This is a genomic window from Devosia sp. A449 (assembly GCF_054489375.1).
Genome location: NZ_JBTMWU010000011.1, coordinates 49,613 through 68,518, shown reverse-complemented (window position 1 = coordinate 68,518; position 18,906 = coordinate 49,613). Strand labels below are relative to the sequence as shown.

The window sequence follows — 18,906 nt, the reverse complement described above, 5'->3', positions numbered from 1 at the left end:
GATATGTATGCATCGGCGAGATCTGGGGATGGGCCCCGGCTCAAGGCCGGGGTGACATCGTGGGTGGGGGCTGGTTGGCGCTAAAGACAGAACTCGCGTGGAGCCCCAGCCGCTAGCGCACCGGCGGGGCGTAGAGCAGGCCGCCATTGCTCCACAGGCCATTCTGGCCGCGCAGCAGGGCGGCGCCGGTCTGGGGGCCGAAATGGCGGTCGTAGAGCTCGCCGTAATTGCCCACCGCGCGAATGACATTGGCCATGAAGCCAGGCATCAGCCCCAGTGGGGTGCCGAAATCGCCCTCGACGCCGAGAATGCGGCGGACGGACGGGGTGCGGGCGGCGAGCAGCGAATCCACATTGAGCGCCGTGATCCCCACTTCTTCGGCATTGATCAGCGTGAATAGCGTCCAACGCACGATATTAAACCATTGCTGGTCGCCTTCGCGCACCACCGGGCCGAGCAATTCCTTGGAGATGCGCTCGGGCAGGATGCGGTGGGCGGAGGGATCGGGCAGCGCCCGCCGAATGGCCTGCAACTGGCGGCCTGAGGCCGAGACGGCCTGGCAGAGACCGGCCTGATAGGCGAGCGCCAGATCGGAGACGTCCTCATAGGGCACTTCGGAATAGCTCGCCTGATTGGCGAAGAAGAATTCCTGCAGGCGCTCCAGTTCCTCGCCACCATCGATGACGCAGACGCTGATGCCGTCCAGCTCAAATGCCGACACCACGCCCATGGTCTGCGGCACGAGAAAGGCCTGGCCATCAAAGAAGGCGGTGCCGACGAAACTGGCGCCATAGAGCGTGTCGCGCCGCTCGGTCCAGGGGCCGTTGCGGGTCAGCACATCGACCATGCCGGTTTGCAGCGAGGCGAAGCGGCTCTCGCCGCGCAAGGCGCGGAATTCGATCTTGTCGGGGTCGCCAAACACGGCAGCGGCAATGCCACGGCACAGATCGACATCAAAGCCGGCCCAACGGCCCTGCGCGTCCTGCTGGGCAAAGCCGGGGAGCGCATTGGTGGCGCCGCAGATGAGAAAGCCTCGATCGCGCACCGTCTGCAGCGTCTGGGCGCTGGCCGGGGCAAGGGCAAGCGTCAGCATGCAGGCACAACCCACTGCCAGCGACAGCAATCGCTTGATAAAAATGGTCAAAATCCGCGGGCTTCCCTTGCCTTGTTCCACCATATTGGCAGTCGGCAACTCGGGGTCAAGGCGGATGGCGGATTGCCCTGTGCATTTCACGACGGAAGATTTCTGCGCGCCAACAAAAAAGGCCCTCCCGACAGGAGGGCCTCTGTTTGCGCGGCGGGTGCAAGCCGTCAGTGCAGGATCTGGCTGAGGAACAGCTTGGTGCGTTCATGCTGCGGATTGGAGAAGAAGGCCTCGGGCTCGTTCTCCTCGATGATCTGGCCCTGATCCATGAAGATGACGCGATTGGCCACCTGACGGGCAAAACCCATTTCGTGGGTGACGCAGATCATGGTCATGCCTTCTTCGGCCAGGCTGATCATCACTTCGAGCACTTCCTTGACCATTTCCGGGTCCAGCGCCGAAGTCGGCTCGTCAAACAGCATGATGCGCGGCTGCATGCAGAGCGAGCGGGCGATGGCCACGCGCTGCTGCTGGCCACCCGAAAGCTGGCCGGGGAACTTCTTGGCCTGCTCCGGGATCTTGACGCGTTCCAGATAATGCATGGCGGTATCTTCGGCCTCGGCCTTGGGAATCCCGCGCACCCAGATCGGCGCCAGCGTCAGGTTCTGCAAAATGGTCAAATGCGGGAACAGATTGAAGTGCTGGAACACCATGCCCACCTCGCGGCGCACTTCATCAATGCGCTTGAGGTCGGCGGTCAGTTCGGTGCCATTGACGATGATCTGCCCTTCCTGGTGTTCTTCCAGGCGGTTGATGCAGCGGATCAGGGTCGACTTGCCCGAGCCCGAAGGCCCGGCGATGACGATGCGTTCGCCTTCCATCACCTTGAGGTTGATGTCACGCAGCACGTGGAAGTCGGCATACCATTTGTGCATGCCGATGACCTCGATGGCCACATGCGTATCGGAGACCTGCATCTGTGTCGTGTCGATGCGGCGATCAACTGTCGTTTCGGAAGCATGGGACATTTGAACTACCTTTTATGACCAGTATTGAGGCGGCGCTCCATATACATGGAATAGCGCGACATGCCGAAGCAGAACACCCAGAAGACCATGGCGGCGAACAGATAGCCGGTGGTCGCCGTATTGGCGGATTGCCATTCCAGCGCCGAGTCATTCTTGGTTTTGACGGCTTCGAGCAGGTCTTTCATGCCCACGATGTAAACCAGCGACGTATCCTTAAAGAGCGAGATGAAGTTATTCACGATGCCCGGGATCACGTGCTTGAGCGCCTGGGGCAGGATGATGAAATACATCCGTTGCCAGTAGCCGAGGCCGAGCGACGCGCCGGCCTCATATTGTCCGCGCGGAATGGCCTGCAGCCCCCCGCGCACCACTTCGGCCATATAGGCCGAGGTGAACAGCGTCACGCCCACCAGCGCCCGCAGCAGCTTATCGACGGTCATGCCCTGGGGCATGAACAGCGGCAGCATGATCGACGCCATGAACAGCACGGTGATCAGCGGCACCGCACGCACCAGCTCGATGAAGGCGATACACAGCGTGCGGATCACCGGGAGCTTGGATTGCCGGCCCAGCGCCAGGATGACGCCGAGCGGGAAGGACACCGTGATGCCGACCACCGAGATGATCAGCGTGACCAGCAAGCCGCCCCATTTTTCGGTAGGCATCGGCTTGAGGCCGAACATGCCGCCCATCAGCAGGACATAGCTGACGATAGGGAAGACGAAGAGGAAGAGCACCGCATTGACGCGCTTGAACGGAGCCCTGGGGATCAGCAGCGGGATGAACAGCAGCGCGCCCATGGCAAAGACGATGTTGGGACGCCAATGCTCGGGGATGTCGTAGAAGCCGTAGATGAAGAACTCCATCTCGCTGTTGATATAGGCCCAACAGGCGCCGGCATCGATCATGCGGCACTCTTCCACCGTGCCATTAGGGCCAACGGCGTGGCCGAAGATAAAGTTGTAGAGCGGCGGCACGATCCAGAGCAGGAACAGCATGCCCAAAATCGTCAGCACGGTGTCGCTGGGGGTGGCGAAGAGATTCTTCTGCGCCCAGGCGATGGCGCCGGTGGTGCGATGGGGCGGGGCTTTGGCAGCAACCAAATCGCCGCGAACGAATCCAATATCGGTCATGGCTGTCACCTCTCCACCAGAGTGACGCGGGCATTATACCAGTTCATGATCATCGAGGTGGCCAGCGAGAACGTCAGATAGACCAGCATGGTCAGCGCGATACATTCGATGGCGCGGCCGGTCTGGTTGAGCGCGGTGCCGGCAAAGACGTTGAACAATTCGGGATAGCCAATGGCGGCGCCGAGCGAGGAGTTCTTGGTCAGGTTGAGATATTGACTGGTCAGCGGCGGCACGATGATGCGCATGGCCTGGGGTACGACGACCAGCCGCAGCCGGTCCCCTTCCTTGAGCCCGAGCGACTGGGCCGCTTCGGTCTGGCCGCGATTAACGGCGAGAATGCCGGCGCGCACCGTTTCGGCGATGAAGGCTGCCGTATAGATGGTGAGGCCGAACAGCAGCGCCAGGAATTCGGGGGGCAGTTGCACGCCGCCCTTGAAGTTGAAGCGCTGCAGCACCGGCGGATCGAAGGCGACGCTGGCGCCGCTGACGAACCAGACCAGGCCCGGCAAGACGATCAACAGGGCAACCGAGCTGAGAAACACCGGGAAGCGGTGGCCAGTGGTTTCAAGGCGCTTTTTGGCCCAGATGCGCAGGAAAATGATGGCCGTAATGGCCAGCGCCACGCCGATCCAGACAAAGCCGAACTGTTCGTCGGGCATCGGGCGCGGAACGAAGATGCCGCGCTGGTTGATGAAGGAATCGAATGGCAGGGTGTAGGATTTAGCCACCGCCGGCATCGATTTGAGCACCGCGAAATACCAGAAGAACAGCTGCAGCAGCAGCGGGATATTGCGGATGGTCTCAATATAGATGGTGGCGAGACTGGAAACGATGAAGTTGCTGCTCAGTCGGGCAATGCCGATGGTGAAACCCAGAATCGTGGCGAAGAAGATGCCGATAAAGGCCACCAGCAGCGTATTGGTGATGCCGACCAGGAAGGCTTCCCAGTAGTAGGACTCACGGGTCCAGCGAAACAGGGAAAAACTGATGTCGAAGCCGGCGGTCTTCCACAGGAAGTCGAAGCCGGTGGTCTTGTTTTGCGCAGCGAGGTTGGCAGCGGTGTTGCCGACGATCCAGAGGATAAAGGCAAGCAGCAGCGCAGCAACGACGACCTGGTATATAATGCCGCGGATCACGGGGTCGTTGTAGAACGATACCCGGGGGGCCGCGGCCGGCCCCGTATCAAGAGTGGTCATAGGATAGACGTCCCCTGGCCGTAACGGCCGCTCCATGCGTCGCCCCTGGGGCGACGGGCGATGGAACAAAAAACCCGGCGCTCAATTGGGAGCGCCGGGCGTTGTTCAGCTTAGCGGATCGGCGGGGCGTATTGGATGCCGCCATCGCGCCACAGCGCGTTCAGACCACGCTCCAGCCCGATCGGGGTCGCTGGGCCAACGTTGCGGTCGTAGGTTTCGGCGTAGTTACCGACCAGCTTGATGATCTGGTAGGCCCAGTCCTTGGTCAGGCCGATCGGGGTGCCGAAGTCGCCTTCAACGCCAAGCAGGCGCTTGATGGCCGGGTTATCGGAGCCGAGCATTTCGTCGACATTGGTCTGCGACACGCCCAGTTCTTCAGCTTCGAGCAGCGCGAAATAGGTCCAGCGAGCGATGTTGAACCAGCCCGAGTCGCCGGTGCGGACCACGGGACCCAGCGGCTCCTTGGAGATGATTTCCGGCAGGATGATGTGATCATCCGGCACGGCGAACTTGGAGCGCTCAGCGGCCAGAGCCGAGGAGTCGGTGGTGTAAACGTCGCAGCGGCCGTCTTCGTAGGCCTTCACCACTTCGTCCTGGTCAACGAACACAACGGTGTTGAATTCGAGGTTGTTGGCGGCGAAATAGTCGGCCGCGTTCAGCTCGGTGGTGGTGCCGGATTCGATGCAGATGGCGGCGCCGCTGAGGTCCAGAGCGGAGGCAATGCCATCGTCCTTGCGGACCATGAAGCCCTGACCGTCATAGAACATTGTGCCAATGAAGCTGATGCCCAGCTGGGTATCGCGGCTCATGGTCCAGGTGGTGGTACGCGACAGCACGTCGATTTCACCGGCGGACAGCGCGGTAAAGCGTTCCTGGCTGGTCAGCGAGGTGAAGCGGACTGCGTCGGCGTCGTTGAAGACCGCAGCGGCAAGCGCACGGCAATAGTCGACTTCGATACCGGTCCAGACGTTGTTCGAATCGGGTGCCGAGAAGCCAGCCACGCCGCCGGTCACGCCGCACTGAATATAGCCCTTTGCCTTTACGTCATCGAGAATGGCCGCTTGCGCTGCCGTCGCGACGAGGCCGAGCGAGGCCGCGACCGCGAACGTTACGAGCGTTTTTTGCATTGATTTTGCCTTTTGTTTCCTGACCCTGTGTCCCGGAGCGCAGCAGCTTGCACCAGCGTCTCCAGTGGCACCGCCGCCTTTGTATGGCGGTCTGATGCTGCTAAGCATGCAAGCGTCTATTGACCGTTGCGTCAAGAGCTGATGGGGAGTTAAGACAGTAAAGCTGTCTCTTTTATAGCCATTATTCTCACATTGATCTGATTTTGAGCACAGAGCCAAAGCATGAGCGTCCATAAAAATAATACTATACTAGATCAGTCGGTTGAGACGGTATTGACCCATCACGGTCGATACCCAGATGACCAGTTCGGTTTCGTCAATACGCCGGTGTATCGCGGCTCGACGGTACTGTTTAAATCACTGGCAGAACTGGAATCTCAACAGCAGCGCTTTCTTTATGGGCGAGCAGGCAACCCCACCACTGAAGGGGTCGAAGCGATCATCACCGCGCTAGAGGGCGCTCACCGGACCCAGCTGGTGCCCTCCGGATTGGCGGCAATCACCGTTGCCCTGCTGAGCTGCGTCAAGGCGGGCGACGACCTGCTGATCAGCGACAGCGCCTATGAGCCCGGCCGCATCTTCAGTGATGGTTTTCTGGCGCGCATGGGGGTGACAACCCGCTATTACGACCCGCGAATCGGCGCCGGGCTGGCGGAACTGATGCAGCCCAACACCAAAGCGGTGCTGGCCGAAAGCCCGGGGTCGCTGACCTTTGAAGTGCAGGATATTCCGGCACTGGCCAAGGTGGCCCATGCGGGCAATGCCAGCCTGATCGTCGACAATAGCTGGGCCAGCCCGCTTTATATGAAGCCGCTGGCGCTGGGCGCCGATATCGTGGTGCATGCCGGCACCAAAATGTTCGTCGGCCACTCCGATACGTTTGCCGGCACGATTTCGACCACCGAGGCAGCCTGGGCCAATGTCGAGCGGACGCGGCGGGAGCTGGGGTTCTTTACCTCGGGCGACGACGCCTTCCTCGTGGCGCGCGGGTTGCGCACACTGGCCATCCGCATGAAGGAGCATCAGGAGCGGGCGCTGGAGATTGCCCGCTGGCTGGAGCAGCAAGACGAGGTGGTGCGAGTGCTGCACCCGGCTTTGCCCAGCCATCCTGACCATGAATTGTGGAAGCGCGACTTCACCGGCTCGGGGAGCCTGTTCGGGGTGGTGCTGGCCCCTGCCCCGCGCGCCTCGGTCGCCGCCTTTGTGGACGAGATGGAGCTGTTCACCATGGGCTATTCCTGGGGCGGCTATGAAAGCCTGTGCCTGCCGGTCAGGCTCGGCAAGAACCGCACGGCCCGGCCATGGACCGAAGAGGGCAATCTGTTCCGCCTGCATATCGGGCTGGAAGGCGTCGACGACCTCAAGGCTGACCTCAAGGCCGCTATCACCCGCTATGCCCGGGCGCGCTGACCAACGCGTTGGGCCGCGCGCCGCAGGGCGATGAAGCGACGCCGCACGATCCGGCCATCGGGCCGGATCGTGAACAGCCAGCGGCGGCGGGCAAATAGATTGCGCACCAGATAGGCACCCAGCATGCCGACGATCAGCCCGGCAAACACGTCGGTGGGATAATGCATGCCCACCGGCACCCGCGAGAAGCCGACCGCGATGCCAATGGCGAAGAACAGCGGGAACAGCCGGGGCCACAGGAAACCGATGACAAAGGCCGTGGCGATGGCCGTGGTGGTGTGGCCCGAGGGAAAGCTTTGGAAATCCCAGGCATTGGCGACGGGATGGAAGGCAAAGGCGCCGACATTGTCGAATTCGACCGGGCGGCTGCGACCGATGATCCGCTTGAGAATGGTGACAATGAGCCCGGGGATGCCGACGCCCAAAAAGATGAAGCCGGACAGCATGGCAATTTCGACGGCGACCAGACGCGACAAATGCCTGAGCAGCGGCGCGGCCGGCAGGGCGAGAAGCACCAGCACCAGCGTGGGAATCAGCACCCAGTCGGACAGGCCATAATCGGTGATGAAGAAGAATGGCGCGCGCCATTGCTCGGGCCAGGCGATGGTGCCGCGCGAAGCCCAGATATCGATCTGCGACAGCAGGGCGACGCCGATGACAACGGCAAAGCAGAACCACGGCCAGCGGCGACTATCGAGGCCCAGCGGCCAGCGTTTGGTAAGATCGGTCATGCCATGGTTTTGCGGGGAGCGATCTTTCCCGTCAATAGTGCAGCTCAATGCCAACACACGCTTGCCCTTTGGAAACGAACAGGCTAACCAGTCGATCGATTTCGGAGTGTAGCTCAGCCTGGTAGAGCACCGGTTTTGGGAACCGGGGGTCCAAAGTTCGAATCTTTGTACTCCGACCATCATATTTGCATCGTGTTGAGGACTTTGCATGATCGCCCGTATCTACCGCCCGGCCCGCAATGCCATGCAGTCGGGACGCGGCAATTCCAAGCAATGGGTACTGGTCTTCGAACCAGCCTCACCACGGGAAATTGATCCGCTGATGGGCTATACGAGCTCCGGCGATACGCGCCAGCAGGTCAAGCTGAGCTTCGACACCCAGGACGAAGCCGAGGCCTACGCACAGAAGAATGGCCTCGCCTATTCGGTGCTGTCGGCGCATGACGACATCCCCAAGCGCCAGAGCTACCCGGACAATTTCCGTTCCGACCGCAAGACGCCCTGGACCCATTAGGGTTTTCTCAGACATAGAATCTGCAACGCGCCGCAAGTGATTGTGGCGCTTTTGTTTTTTGGGAGATCGCATGGATAGCGTCATGGTGATCGTGCTGCTCGGGGCCGCCGCCGCCGGGTTTGCCCAAGGTGTCTCCGGCTTTGCCTTTTCCATGGTGGCGCTGTCGATCTGGGCCTGGGCCATCGATCCGCAGTTGGCGGCCCCGATGGCGGTGTTTGGTTCGCTCATCGGACAATTGGTCGCCCTGCCCTGGGTGTGGCGCGGCTTTGATATCCGCAAGCTGGTGCCACTGGTGCTTGGCGGGTTGATCGGCGTGCCGCTCGGCGTGGTGCTGCTGCAATGGGTCGACCCGACACTGTTCAAATTCGCGCTGGGCGTGTTCCTGCTGCTGTATTGCCCGGTGATGCTGCTGATGCCGGCTGACTATGCCTGGCATCATGGCGGCAAAATTGCCGATGGCGCGGCCGGCTTTGCCGGTGGCGTGCTGGGCGGGCTGGCCGGGATCTCTGGACCGGTGCCGGCGCTGTGGACCACGCTGCGCGGCTGGGACAAGGATACCCAGCGTGGCGTGCTGCAGGCGTTCAATATCGCCATGCACATCACCACCCTCACCGCCTATGCGCTGTCCGGCGGCATTACCAATGAGGCGCTGGTGATGTTTGTCTGGATCACCCCGGTCTTGTCGGTTCCGGCGGTGCTGGGCGTGCTGCTGTTCCGCCGGCTGGCGACGCAGACATTCCGCCGCCTGATTCTGATGTTGCTCTTGGTGTCGGGTTTGACGCTGGTCTGGGGTAGTGTCGTACTCTGGGTTTAAGAGGTATCCGATGACGCTGTCCGCTCGCTGCCTGCTCCCGGTCCTCATGGTTTTTGCTCTGGTCAGTCCCGCATTGGCCGACCCGGCCCTGTGGGAAGTGCGGGACGACGACAGTTCCATCTGGCTGTTTGGCTCGTTCCACATCCTGCCCGAGGGCACGGAATGGCGGACCGAGCTGTTTGACGGGGTGCTGGCTGAAGCCGACAGTGTGGTGTTCGAAACCGATGTGCGCCCGGCGGCCATTGCCCAGATGGGCGCTAACGCTTTTGCGCGCGGCATCTATGTCGATGGCACACTACTGACCGATGTGATGGACGAGGCGCTGGAAGCGCAATTGCGCCAGCAGGCGGCGGCGATGGATATGCCGATGGGGATGGTGCTGGCTATGCGCCCCTGGATGGCGACCAATACCATCACGGTGCAGATGCTGGCCGCGCATGGCTATCAGGACCAAGGCGTCGAATTCATCCTGCAGCCAGAAATCAGTGAAGAGCGGCTTGGGTCTCTCGAAACCGGCGCAGAGCAGCTGGAGGTGCTGGCGGGAGCGCCGGACGATGAGCAACTGGCCATGCTGCAGGCGACGCTCGACCAGCTCGACGCGCTACCCAAGCTGATGGACAAGATGAAGACGCGCTGGGTGGCCGGCACACCCGAGCAGTTGGCCGACCTGTTCCTGATGGAGCTGGGGGGCTTTGAGACGGCGTTTCTCGATCGCTTGCTCTATGCGCGCAACCAGAACTGGCTCGGGCCGATCGAGGCCATGCTGGCGGAGAATCGGGAAAACCTGGTCATTGTCGGCGCGGCGCATCTGATCGGCGATGGCAGCGTGCTCGACCTGCTGGAGCACGCTGGGTATCAGGTGCAGCGGGTGCAGTAAAAATCCCCGCTTTCGCGGGGATTTTTTGTGACTGTCAGACGTCGCTGAGCTTGGTCCATTTGCCGTCGTTCTGGCTGGACTGCACCGAGGCGATGATGAACTGCATGCCTTCGACGCCATCGGCCAGCGTGGGCAGCAGGCTTTCATAGGCTGCGCCGTCGCCACGGATGACCGCAGCAAACTGGCTGTAGAGCGTCGCGAAGGCTTCCAGATACCCCTCGGGGTGGCCGGAGGGGATGCGGACATTCATCGTGGAGGCGGCAGTGCCGGAAATGGCGCCGCCACGCGTAAGCTGCTGACGCGGCTTGCCGAATTCGGCGAACCACATGTAGTTCGGGTTATCCTGCCGCCACTCGATGCTGCCCTTGTCGCCGTAGACGCGCAGTTGCAAGCCGTTTTCGCAGCCGACCGCCACCTGGCTGGCCCAAAGCATGCCCTTGGCCCCGCCTTCGAAGCGCAGCATGATGTGGACGTTGTCATCAAGCTGCCGGCCTTCGACAAAGCTGGTCAGATCGGCCGACACCGAGTCGGTCGTCAGGCCGGTGACGAAGCGGGCGAGGTTATAGGCATGGGTGCCGATATCGCCGATGGCGCCGCCGGCGCCGGAACGGGCCGGATCGGTGCGCCAGGAGGCCTGTTTGTTGTCGTCGGCGGCCGGTTCGGTCAGCCAATCCTGCGGGTATTCGACCTGGATGACGCGGATATTGCCCAGCGCACCGGACTCGACCAGTTCGCGAGCCTGCCGGATAAGCGGGAAGCCGGTGTAGTTATGGGTAAGAAGAAACCGGGCGCCATTCTTGGGAATAATGGCAGCAAGCTTGCGAGCATCTTCCAAAGTGCTGGTGATTGGCTTGTCACAAATGACGTGGATGCCGGCTTCGAGGAACGCCTTGGCCGGACCGTAATGCATATGGTTGGGCGTGACGATGGCGACGGCCTGGATACCGTCCGGGCGGGCGGCCTCGGCGCGGGCCATTTCCTCGTAGGAGGTGTAGATGCGGTCTTCGGCCAGCCCGAGATTGCGGCCGGATTCGAGGGCTACCTCAGGGCGCGACGACAGGGCGCCGGCCACCAGATCATAATCACCATCGATGCGGGCCGCGACGCGGTGGACGTAGCCGATAAAGGCTCCCGTGCCGCCGCCAACCATGCCCAAGCGAATGCGCTTTGCGCCGTTTTCAGCCATTGAAGCCTCCCTATTGTCGTTGTTTGTTCAAGGTTATCCAAGTGGGCGTCCCCTCCCCCTTGAGGGGAGGGCTAGGGTGGGGGTCGGCGTAGTTCAGCACAAGAGCTCAAACGACCCCCTCCCTCGATCCCTCCCCTCAAGGGGGAGGGAGGCCCGACTGGACCGTCTTAGCTCAGCCCCAAAATCTTGCGGTTGGCCGCGAGGTCGGTACCCGCCGACGCAAAATCGTCGAAGGCGTGTTCGGTGACGCGGATGATGTGGTTCTTGATGAACTCGGCGCCTTCGCGCGCACCGTCCTCGGGGTGCTTGATGGCGCATTCCCATTCGAGCACGGCCCACCCGGCAAAGTCATATTGTGCCATCTTGGAGAAGATCGAGGCGAAATCGACCTGGCCGTCGCCGAGCGAACGGAAACGCCCGGCCCGGTTGATCCAGCTCTGATAGCCGCCATAAACGCCCTGACGACCGGTCGGATTGAACTCGGCGTCCTTGACGTGGAACATCTTGATCCGCTCGTGATAGATGTCGATGTAGTCGAGATAGTCGAGCTGCTGCAGCACGAAGTGGCTGGGATCGTAGAGCAGATTGGCGCGCGGGTGGTTGTTCACGCGCTCAAGGAACATCTCGTAAGTCACGCCGTCATGCAGGTCTTCACCGGGGTGAATTTCGTAGCAGACGTCGACGCCGTTTTCGTCGAACGTATTGAGGATCGGCATCCAGCGGCGGGCCAGTTCGTCAAAGGCTTCTTCGATCAGGCCTGCCGGGCGCTGCGGGAATGGATAGAGGAACGGCCAAGCCAGTGCGCCGGAAAAGGTCGCGTGTTCGGTGAGGCCGAGATTCTGCGAGGCCTTGGCCGCCCAGTTCAGCTGCTGCACCGCCCATTCCTGACGGGCCTTGGGATTGCCGTGGACGGCAGCCGGGGCAAAGCCATCCAGCATGGTGTCGTAAACCGGATGCGCGGCAACCAGTTGCCCCTGCAGGTGAGTGGAAAGCTCGGTGATGGCGAGGCCATGCTTGGCGGCGGTGCCGGCCAGTTCATCGGCATAGGTCTTGGAGGTGGCGGCTTTTTCGAGATCGATCAGGCTGCCGACCCAGGTCGGGATCTGCACGCCCTTATAGCCGAGGCCGGCGGCCCAGCCGCAAATGGCGTCGAAGGAATTGAACGGCGCCGCGTCGCCCGCGAATTGCGCCAGAAAGATTGCGGGCCCCTTGATGGTGCGCATGTCGATTCTCCTCGTGTGGCCCCTGCCCGATGGCGGCGCCTTGTCGTTACCGATTCAGCACTAGACCCCACCCTGCCCCTTTGACTGGCCCAGGATGAGGTCTGTTGTTATTTGCATTGTTCGACAGGCCCATGGGCCTGTCAATGAGGTACGCACCTCAATTACTTCAGCAGCGCCAATGCGTCAGTCGGGCTGAGGGCCAGCGGGCGCTCGCAGGTGGTCGACAGGGTGAGCACCTGACCGCTCTCGCCGGCCTTGAGCAGGCTGGTCATCACGTCGACGACATGCAGCGCCACGTCGAGCCCGCAACGGGCGCGATAGCCGCCCTCGATGGAGGCCATCATGTCGGCGAGGCCGGCCGCGCGGTAATTGGCGCGCGGGATTGGCTTGTCGAGTTCCTGATTGGCTTTGCCGAAGGGATGATCCCACGGCGTGACGTTGCTGCGCTCGCCGGCGATATTGGCGGTGACCAGATCGCCGCCGAAGAAGTTCGGATCGGGCACGAAGATCGAGCCATCGGTGCCGTAAAGCTCGATATTGTGGTGGCCATGCGCCGCCACGTCCCAGCTGGCGCCGATAGTGACGATGGCCCCGGAGGCGAATTCGAGAATGCCATGGATGGTGGTGGGCGTGCCGACCTTGACGAAAGTCCCCTTATAGGGGCCTTCGGCGGTCACTTCACGCTCGGTGCGGGCCATGTTGGTGAAGGCCGACAGGCGCTTCACCGGGCCGAGCAGGTGGACCAGATCGGTAACATAATAGGGGCCGAGATCGAGGATCGGGCCGGCGCCGGGCTGGAAGAAGAAGTCCGGATTGGGATGCCAATGCTCCATGCCACGGCTCATGACGTGGGTGGTGCCGCTCATGATCTTGCCGAGCTTGCCGCTATCGATGATTTCGCGGGCCTGCTGATGCGCGCCGCCGAGGAAGGTGTCCGGGGCCGAGCCGACATTGAGGCCGCGATCATCGGCGGCCTTTTTCAGCGCCATGCCCTCTTCGAGCGACAGCACGAAGGGCTTTTCGGAATAGGCGTGCTTGCCGGCCGAGACGATATCCATCGACACCGAATAATGGGTGGCGGGGATGGTCAGGTTGACGATGACGTCGATTTCGCTGTTGTTGAGCAGCTCGTCAGGCGTCTGCGCCCGCACGCCGAATTCCTCGGCGCGGGTCTGGGCTGCAGCGGGCAGAATATCGGCGATAGCGCGCACCTCGAGCCCCTTGAACAGGGGCGCGAGACGCAGATAGGCACTGGAGATATTGCCGGCACCCATGATGCCGACGCCAAAGGTCTTGGCCATTTTAGCTTATTTCCACTTCTTGGCGGTAGCGATCGAGCGCGTGGCGAAACGCAGCTCATCAGAGGGCTTGTCGTGCTCGGCGACGAAATATTCGGCCTTGGTCTTGGCCTGCACCTTGCCGATCAGATTGTCCCAGTCGAGCACGCCATGGCCGACATCGGCCCAGCCATCTTCATCAAGGCATTCGCCAGCGGGGGCGATATCCTTGACGTGGACGGCAGTGATGCGGCTGCCATAGCGGTCGAACCAGGCGAGTGGATCGGCCTTGCCGCGCACCACCCAGGCCACGTCGCATTCCCATTCAATATTGGGCGCGGTTTCGAGGATGATTTCCATCGGCGTGCGGCCCGAGCTGGTGGGCACGAATTCGAAATCATGGTTGTGCCAGCCGAAGCCATAGCCTTCCTTGGCATAGGTCTCGCCGGCCTTGGCCAGCATTTCGGCCAGTTCGAGCCATTTGGACTCGTCGGCGCTGCGGCCTTCAGGGCCGATATGGGGGCAGAAGATCTTCTTCATGCCGAGGGTTTCGGCGGTCTTGAGAGTGGTCGAGACATCGGCCACCTGGGCCGGGCCGAAATGGCCGGTCGGCATGGCGAGGCCATTCTTCTTGAGACTGGCGGCCAGGCCGGCAGCGTCGTCATAAAGCCCGCCATAGCCCTCGACCTGGGTGTAGCCCAGCGCGCCGAGCTTGCTGAGAAAATCTTCAAGCGACGGGGTATTCCGGGCGCTGTAGAGCTGGAATGACAAAACGGTCATTAGGGCCTCGCTGTAACGTTAGAATGGGCAATCGCATCCGCTGGAGATGCTTGGGATAGCGTGGTTTCGGGAAGCCGTCGCGCCTGCCCGGCAGACCAATCACCGCAAAAGTAACATTGGCCTGACGCATTGAGGCGAGACAGGAGCGGAGCGCCCGAAGGCGCTGTCGCAATGCGGGAAATCGGTTAGAGACGGTTGGTGGACTCGGCGCTGAAGATCGAGCCGCGCGCCGGATCGAAGCCGACAACCAGCTTCTGACCAACGCTGAGATGGACATCGCTATCGACGCGGAAGGTCACCGGATGGCCGGCGATCTTGGTCCAGGCCAAGGTGTCGGAGCCCATCGGCTCGACGATTTCGATCTCGATTTCGAGCGAGAACGGCATCTTCTTGACGTCCTCACCCAGCACGATGTGTTCGGGGCGCACGCCCAGCACCGCCTTGGTGCTGGCGCTGACCGGATCGGTGAAGTGATAGGTGCCCACCGGAATTACCGTGCCGTCATCGGCGGTGAAGGTCGTGCCGTCCAGCGTGCCATGCAGCATGTTCATCTGCGGCGAGCCGATGAAGCCGGCGACATAGAGATTGACTGGCTTGTTGTAGATGGTGTGCGGATCGGCCAGCTGCTGGATGACGCCGTTTTTCATCACGGCGATGCGGTCGGCCAGGGTCAGCGCCTCGATCTGGTCGTGGGTGACGTAGATCATGGTATTCTTCAGGCGATGATGCAGGCGCTTGATCTCGACGCGCAAATCGCTGCGCAGCTTGGCGTCGAGGTTGGATAGCGGCTCGTCGAACAGGAACACGTCGACGTCGCGCACCAGGGCCCGGCCGATGGCGACGCGCTGGCGCTGGCCGCCGGACAGTTCCACCGGCTTGCGCTGCAAGAGTGGCTGAATCTGCAGAATTTCGGCAGCACGCTGCACGCGCTTGTCGATCTCGTCCTTCTTCATGCCGGCGACGCGCAGGCCGAAACTGAGGTTCCGCTCCACCGTCATCTGCGGATAGAGCGCATAGGACTGGAACACCATGCCGATGCCACGATCCTTGGGCTCTTCCCAGGTGACGTTCTTGCCGCCGATGAAAATCTGGCCGTCGGACACGTCGAGCAGACCGGCGATGCAATTGAGCAAGGTGGACTTGCCGCAGCCCGAAGGCCCGAGCAGCACGATGAACTCACCTTGCGCGATGTCGAGGTCGAGATGTTCGAGAACCTTCACGCTGCCGAAACTGAGCGATAGATCCCGGATGGAAACACTGTGTTGCATCTGCTTAACCCTTCACCGCACCGGCGGCGATGCCGCGGACGAACCATTTGCCTGAGATGAAATAGACAGCCAGCGGCACGGCAGCGGTCAGAATGGTCGCCGCCATGTGCACGTTGTATTCGCGAACGCCGGTTGTCGTATTGACGATGTTGTTGAGCTGCACGGTCATCGGCATGTTCTCGCGACCGGCAAACACGGTGCCGAACAGGAAGTCGTTCCAGATGCCGGTGACCTGCAGGATGACGGCCACGATGGTGATCGGCACCGCCATCGGCACCATGATCTGGAAGAAAATCTGCCAAAACCCTGCCCCGTCGACGCGCGCTGCCTTGAACAGTTCGGGCGGCAGCGAGGCGAAGAAATTGCGGAACAGCAGCGTCAGGATCGGCATGCCGAAGATGGTGTGGATGATGATGATGCCGGGGAAGGTGCCGAACAGCCCCAGTTCGCGCAGGGCGATGATCAACGGATAGATCACCACCTGGTAGGGCACGAAGGCGCCGAACACGAGCAGGCCGAACAGGATATTGGCGCCCTTATATTTCCAGAACGACAGCGCGTAGCCATTGAGGGCGGCGATGACGATGGAAATGGTGGTGCCGACCAGGGTGATCTTCACCGAATTGAGGAAGCCGGGCTTGAGGCCGTTGCAGTCACGGCCGGTACAGGCGGTGTCCCAGGCCTTGAGCCAGGGTTCGAAGGTGATCTGCTGCGGCCACTGGAAAATGTGGCGCATCTGAATTTCCGGCATGGCCTTGAGCGAGGTCACCACCATGACCCAGAGGGGCATGAGGAAGAACAGAGCGGCCAGGACGAGGAATACATAGACGCCGACGCGACCGATGGTCAGCGTCTTGGGCTTGGCGCCGCGCGGGCCGGCTTCGATACGGGTACGGGTGGCGGCGGAGGCGGCGAGAATTTCGGTGGTCATTATGCGCTCTCCTTGACCTGGTTGGCACGCCACTGGGCAAAGGCCTGAATGCCGAGCAACACGATCACCGGCAGCAGCATCATGGTGGCGGCGGCCATGCCGAGCCCCACATTGGAGCGGTCGGTAATGTGCTGGATGACGAAGACGGCGGGCATCTGGGTGGAGATGCCGGGGCCGCCCTGGGTCATGGCGACGATCAGGTCATAGACGCGGACCACGCCGACGCATTGCAGGATGAAGGCGGTGAGAATGGCGCCGCGCATCATCGGCAGCACGATGAAGAGATAGGTTTTCCAGGTCGGGATGCCGTCGATACGGGCAGCCTTCCAGATTTCGCTGTCGATGCCGCGCAGGCCGGCCAGCATGATCGCCATGGTGACGCCAACGCCGTTCCAGATGCCGGCGACGACGAGGCCGTAAATGGCGGTGCCAGAATTGACCAGCGGCGCGAAGGCAAATTCGGTGAAGCCAAGGCCGCGGACGGTGGCCTGGATGCCGTAATTCGGATCGAGAATCCAGCGCCAGACCAGGCCGGTAATGACCAGCGACATGGCGAAGGGATAGAGGAAAATCGAGCGGAACCAGTCCTCTGCCTTGATGCGCTGATCCATGAACACAGCCAGCAGATAGCCTGCCGTCATGTTGGCGCCGATCGAGAGCAGGCCGAAGAACCAGATATTGTTGACCGAGACCAGCCAGCGGCCGGTGGACCACAGGCGCTTATACTGATCGAGCCCGACGAAATTCTCCGGCGCGAAAGCCGGGAAAATGCGCGAATTGGTGAAGGACAGCACGAAGGCGTAGATGATGCAGAGGACGAAAACGCCGACCGCCGTGACAATCATCGGGATGGTGCCGAAGATGGACATGAGCGTCGACAGGCGGAACGGCTTCCGCCCAGAGGAAGACACTACCCTAACGGCAGTCCCGTCCTCTTTGGCCGTAGCAAGCTGAGCCATGACGATTTCCCTTATGGGTCGTAGTGAAGGGCGGTCCGACTCAGGCGCGACCAGGTTTGCCCCGAAATGCCAAGCCGGGCGGCCCTATGCGGAGCCACCCGGCTTGTCAGCGATGGTTATTCAGCCGACGCGATGATGTCGACGAAGCGCTGCTGGATTTCCTCGACGCTCAGGTCGGGGTTGGCCCAGGCTTCGGCCCAAAGGTCGTCCATCTGGCCGACCGAGTCCTGGGTCAGATAGATGCCGGCGCCCTGGATCACGTGATCGGGGTCCTTGAGGATCTCGAGGCCGACCTTCATGCAATCGTCGGCCAGGGACATGTCAACGTCGTCACGCACCGGGAGCGAACCCTTGGCGTTGTTGAACAGGGCCTGGACCTGCGGATTGACCATCATGGAGGCCATCTTCAGCTGAGCGGCTTCAACCGCAGCGTCATCCTGTTTCGGGAACAGGAAGATGTCGCCGCCGGTATCGAGATAAGGCTGCTCGGACGGGCCTGCGATACAGGCGTAATCGACGCCGGGTTTCTCGCCGGCAACGGCGAACTCGCCACGAGCCCAGTCACCCATGATCTGCATTGCTGCCTGATCATTGATCACGAGGTTGGTGGTGTCGTTCCAGGTGCGGTTGGCCGAACCTTCGTCGGTATACTGCTTGAGCGACTTGAAGATTTCGATGGCGTGCTTGACTTCGGGCCCGCCGGCGACGTCGAGATTGCGATCCTTGTAGATGGCTTCATGGCCGGTCTTGCCGAGCTGGCTCAGCATGACGACGCCCATGGCGCCACCGATCTGCCAGGCTTCGCCACCGATGGCGAAGGGGATGATGCCGGCTTCCTGCAGCTTGGGCGCGTCGGCGATGAATTCGTCGAGGTTCTTGGGCAGGCTCAGGCCGGCCTTTTCGAACGCCGGAACCGAAGCCCAGCCCCACTGCCACGAGTGAATATTCACAGGGACGCAGTAGATCTTGCCTTCGAACTCGCAGACATTGAGGATCGCGGCGGGACGGATGAAGTCCTTCCAGCCCTCTTCAGTGGCAAGCGGGGTCAGGTCGAGCAGCAGACCAGCCTGGGCCAGCTCTTCGAACTGACGGCTGATGTTGAACTGGGCGGCGCCCGGAGGATCGCCACCAAGAGTGCGCTGCAGCGTGGCCGAGCGGGCGTTTTCGCCACCGGCAATGGCCGTATCGACCCACTTGTCTTCGCCCAGGGCGTCGAACTCGCGAGCGAAGACGGACACGGCGGCTTGCTCGCCACCCGACGTCCACCAGTGAATAACTTCGACATCCGCAGCATTGACTGCCGTGGAGCCGAGGAGAGCAGTTGCCATAGCGGCAACCACTGCAAATTTCTTCATAGTTGTCCTCCCA

The 18,906-nt window shown here is 61.7% G+C and carries 18 protein-coding genes and 1 tRNA gene; 5 read left to right on the top strand and 14 right to left on the bottom strand.

The features are described 5' to 3' along the window. Positions 1–112 precede the first annotated feature (112 nt). The 5 genes from ACX3OW_RS20770 to ACX3OW_RS20750 all read right to left on the bottom strand — a co-directional run bounded on the left by ACX3OW_RS20770 (position 113) and on the right by ACX3OW_RS20750 (position 5,568). On the bottom strand, positions 113–1,144 hold the full coding sequence (locus ACX3OW_RS20770) for an amino acid ABC transporter substrate-binding protein (RefSeq protein ID WP_459097697.1): 1,032 nt from the start codon (positions 1,142–1,144) through the stop codon (positions 113–115). A gap of 167 nt (positions 1,145–1,311) precedes the next feature. Next, positions 1,312–2,112 carry an amino acid ABC transporter ATP-binding protein gene (locus tag ACX3OW_RS20765; protein ID WP_459097696.1) on the bottom strand — a complete coding sequence of 267 codons (801 nt, stop codon included), beginning with the start codon at positions 2,110–2,112 and terminating at the stop codon, positions 1,312–1,314. Positions 2,113–2,117: 5 nt separating this feature from the next. After that, positions 2,118–3,245: an amino acid ABC transporter permease gene (locus ACX3OW_RS20760; protein WP_459097695.1), complete on the bottom strand. Its 1,128-nt coding sequence runs from the start codon at positions 3,243–3,245 to the stop codon at positions 2,118–2,120. Positions 3,246–3,250: 5 nt separating this feature from the next. Further along, positions 3,251–4,441 (bottom strand): amino acid ABC transporter permease, encoded by a 1,191-nt coding sequence (locus tag ACX3OW_RS20755; RefSeq protein ID WP_459097694.1) that lies wholly within the window; start codon positions 4,439–4,441, stop codon positions 3,251–3,253. Between the two features lie 110 nt (positions 4,442–4,551). After that, a complete protein-coding gene (locus tag ACX3OW_RS20750) occupies positions 4,552–5,568 on the bottom strand; it encodes an amino acid ABC transporter substrate-binding protein (RefSeq protein ID WP_459097693.1) in 1,017 nt (338 codons plus the stop codon). A 222-nt stretch (positions 5,569–5,790) separates the two neighbouring features. Here ACX3OW_RS20750 and metC point away from each other — a divergent pair, with 222 nt between their 5' ends. Then, positions 5,791–6,978 (top strand): cystathionine beta-lyase, encoded by a 1,188-nt coding sequence (gene metC / locus ACX3OW_RS20745; RefSeq protein WP_459097692.1) that lies wholly within the window; start codon positions 5,791–5,793, stop codon positions 6,976–6,978. Here metC and ACX3OW_RS20740 read toward each other — a convergent pair. Then, positions 6,960–7,709, bottom strand: a complete 750-nt coding sequence (locus ACX3OW_RS20740) for a phosphatase PAP2 family protein (protein WP_459097691.1) — start codon at positions 7,707–7,709, stop codon at positions 6,960–6,962. The two genes, metC and ACX3OW_RS20740, sit on opposite strands and share 19 nt — an antisense overlap. 102 nt (positions 7,710–7,811) lie before the next feature. Between ACX3OW_RS20740 and ACX3OW_RS20735 the strand changes: the two genes are divergently transcribed. The 4 genes from ACX3OW_RS20735 to ACX3OW_RS20720 all read left to right on the top strand — a co-directional run bounded on the left by ACX3OW_RS20735 (position 7,812) and on the right by ACX3OW_RS20720 (position 9,914). Further along, positions 7,812–7,888: transfer RNA gene (locus ACX3OW_RS20735), tRNA-Pro, on the top strand. Positions 7,889–7,917: 29 nt separating this feature from the next. Beyond that, positions 7,918–8,223 (top strand): ETC complex I subunit, encoded by a 306-nt coding sequence (locus ACX3OW_RS20730; RefSeq protein ID WP_459097690.1) that lies wholly within the window; start codon positions 7,918–7,920, stop codon positions 8,221–8,223. A 70-nt stretch (positions 8,224–8,293) separates the two neighbouring features. After that, positions 8,294–9,037 carry a sulfite exporter TauE/SafE family protein gene (locus ACX3OW_RS20725; protein WP_459097689.1) on the top strand — a complete coding sequence of 248 codons (744 nt, stop codon included), beginning with the start codon at positions 8,294–8,296 and terminating at the stop codon, positions 9,035–9,037. 10 nt (positions 9,038–9,047) lie between these two features. Further along, positions 9,048–9,914 carry a TraB/GumN family protein gene (locus ACX3OW_RS20720; protein ID WP_459097688.1) on the top strand — a complete coding sequence of 289 codons (867 nt, stop codon included), beginning with the start codon at positions 9,048–9,050 and terminating at the stop codon, positions 9,912–9,914. Between the two features lie 34 nt (positions 9,915–9,948). On the opposite strand, the gene ACX3OW_RS20715 is transcribed toward ACX3OW_RS20720, so the two are convergent. The 8 genes from ACX3OW_RS20715 to ACX3OW_RS20680 form a co-directional block, all read right to left on the bottom strand. Continuing rightward, positions 9,949–11,100 carry a Gfo/Idh/MocA family protein gene (locus ACX3OW_RS20715; RefSeq protein WP_459097687.1) on the bottom strand — a complete coding sequence of 384 codons (1,152 nt, stop codon included), beginning with the start codon at positions 11,098–11,100 and terminating at the stop codon, positions 9,949–9,951. A 167-nt stretch (positions 11,101–11,267) separates the two neighbouring features. Beyond that, on the bottom strand, positions 11,268–12,323 hold the full coding sequence (locus ACX3OW_RS20710) for a sugar phosphate isomerase/epimerase family protein (RefSeq protein WP_459097686.1): 1,056 nt from the start codon (positions 12,321–12,323) through the stop codon (positions 11,268–11,270). A 161-nt stretch (positions 12,324–12,484) separates the two neighbouring features. After that, on the bottom strand, positions 12,485–13,624 hold the full coding sequence (locus ACX3OW_RS20705; RefSeq protein WP_459097685.1) for a Gfo/Idh/MocA family protein: 1,140 nt from the start codon (positions 13,622–13,624) through the stop codon (positions 12,485–12,487). A 6-nt stretch (positions 13,625–13,630) separates the two neighbouring features. Continuing rightward, on the bottom strand, positions 13,631–14,380 hold the full coding sequence (locus tag ACX3OW_RS20700) for a sugar phosphate isomerase/epimerase family protein (protein ID WP_459097684.1): 750 nt from the start codon (positions 14,378–14,380) through the stop codon (positions 13,631–13,633). 185 nt (positions 14,381–14,565) lie between these two features. Beyond that, entirely contained in the window at positions 14,566–15,648 is a 1,083-nt protein-coding gene (locus ACX3OW_RS20695) for an ABC transporter ATP-binding protein (protein WP_459097683.1), read from the bottom strand. Positions 15,649–15,652: 4 nt separating this feature from the next. Next, positions 15,653–16,579: a carbohydrate ABC transporter permease gene (locus ACX3OW_RS20690; protein ID WP_459097682.1), complete on the bottom strand. Its 927-nt coding sequence runs from the start codon at positions 16,577–16,579 to the stop codon at positions 15,653–15,655. After that, on the bottom strand, positions 16,579–17,448 hold the full coding sequence (locus tag ACX3OW_RS20685) for a carbohydrate ABC transporter permease (protein ID WP_459097739.1): 870 nt from the start codon (positions 17,446–17,448) through the stop codon (positions 16,579–16,581). Before ACX3OW_RS20685 ends, ACX3OW_RS20690 begins: the two co-directional genes overlap by 1 nt. A 206-nt stretch (positions 17,449–17,654) precedes the next feature. Beyond that, a complete protein-coding gene (locus tag ACX3OW_RS20680) occupies positions 17,655–18,893 on the bottom strand; it encodes an ABC transporter substrate-binding protein (protein ID WP_459097681.1) in 1,239 nt (412 codons plus the stop codon). Between the last annotated feature and the right edge of the window lie 13 nt (positions 18,894–18,906).

Excerpts from the sequence above, each read along its gene's own strand:
- ACX3OW_RS20720 (WP_459097688.1), top strand. The coding sequence starts at position 9,048 with ATGACGCTGTCCGCTCGCTGCCTGCTCCCGGTCCTCATGGTTTTTGCT.
- ACX3OW_RS20690 (WP_459097682.1), bottom strand. The coding sequence starts at position 16,579 with ATGACCACCGAAATTCTCGCCGCCTCCGCCGCCACCCGTACCCGTATC.
- ACX3OW_RS20740 (WP_459097691.1), bottom strand. The coding sequence starts at position 7,709 with ATGACCGATCTTACCAAACGCTGGCCGCTGGGCCTCGATAGTCGCCGC.
- ACX3OW_RS20705 (WP_459097685.1), bottom strand. The coding sequence starts at position 13,624 with ATGGCCAAGACCTTTGGCGTCGGCATCATGGGTGCCGGCAATATCTCC.
- metC (WP_459097692.1), top strand. The coding sequence starts at position 5,791 with ATGAGCGTCCATAAAAATAATACTATACTAGATCAGTCGGTTGAGACG.
- ACX3OW_RS20695 (WP_459097683.1), bottom strand. The coding sequence starts at position 15,648 with ATGCAACACAGTGTTTCCATCCGGGATCTATCGCTCAGTTTCGGCAGC.
- ACX3OW_RS20765 (WP_459097696.1), bottom strand. The coding sequence starts at position 2,112 with ATGTCCCATGCTTCCGAAACGACAGTTGATCGCCGCATCGACACGACA.
- ACX3OW_RS20755 (WP_459097694.1), bottom strand. The coding sequence starts at position 4,441 with ATGACCACTCTTGATACGGGGCCGGCCGCGGCCCCCCGGGTATCGTTC.
- ACX3OW_RS20710 (WP_459097686.1), bottom strand. The coding sequence starts at position 12,323 with ATGCGCACCATCAAGGGGCCCGCAATCTTTCTGGCGCAATTCGCGGGC.
- ACX3OW_RS20680 (WP_459097681.1), bottom strand. The coding sequence starts at position 18,893 with ATGAAGAAATTTGCAGTGGTTGCCGCTATGGCAACTGCTCTCCTCGGC.
- ACX3OW_RS20685 (WP_459097739.1), bottom strand. The coding sequence starts at position 17,448 with ATGTCCATCTTCGGCACCATCCCGATGATTGTCACGGCGGTCGGCGTT.
- ACX3OW_RS20760 (WP_459097695.1), bottom strand. The coding sequence starts at position 3,245 with ATGACCGATATTGGATTCGTTCGCGGCGATTTGGTTGCTGCCAAAGCC.
- ACX3OW_RS20700 (WP_459097684.1), bottom strand. The coding sequence starts at position 14,380 with ATGACCGTTTTGTCATTCCAGCTCTACAGCGCCCGGAATACCCCGTCG.
- ACX3OW_RS20715 (WP_459097687.1), bottom strand. The coding sequence starts at position 11,100 with ATGGCTGAAAACGGCGCAAAGCGCATTCGCTTGGGCATGGTTGGCGGC.
- ACX3OW_RS20750 (WP_459097693.1), bottom strand. The coding sequence starts at position 5,568 with ATGCAAAAAACGCTCGTAACGTTCGCGGTCGCGGCCTCGCTCGGCCTC.
- ACX3OW_RS20725 (WP_459097689.1), top strand. The coding sequence starts at position 8,294 with ATGGATAGCGTCATGGTGATCGTGCTGCTCGGGGCCGCCGCCGCCGGG.
- ACX3OW_RS20730 (WP_459097690.1), top strand. The coding sequence starts at position 7,918 with ATGATCGCCCGTATCTACCGCCCGGCCCGCAATGCCATGCAGTCGGGA.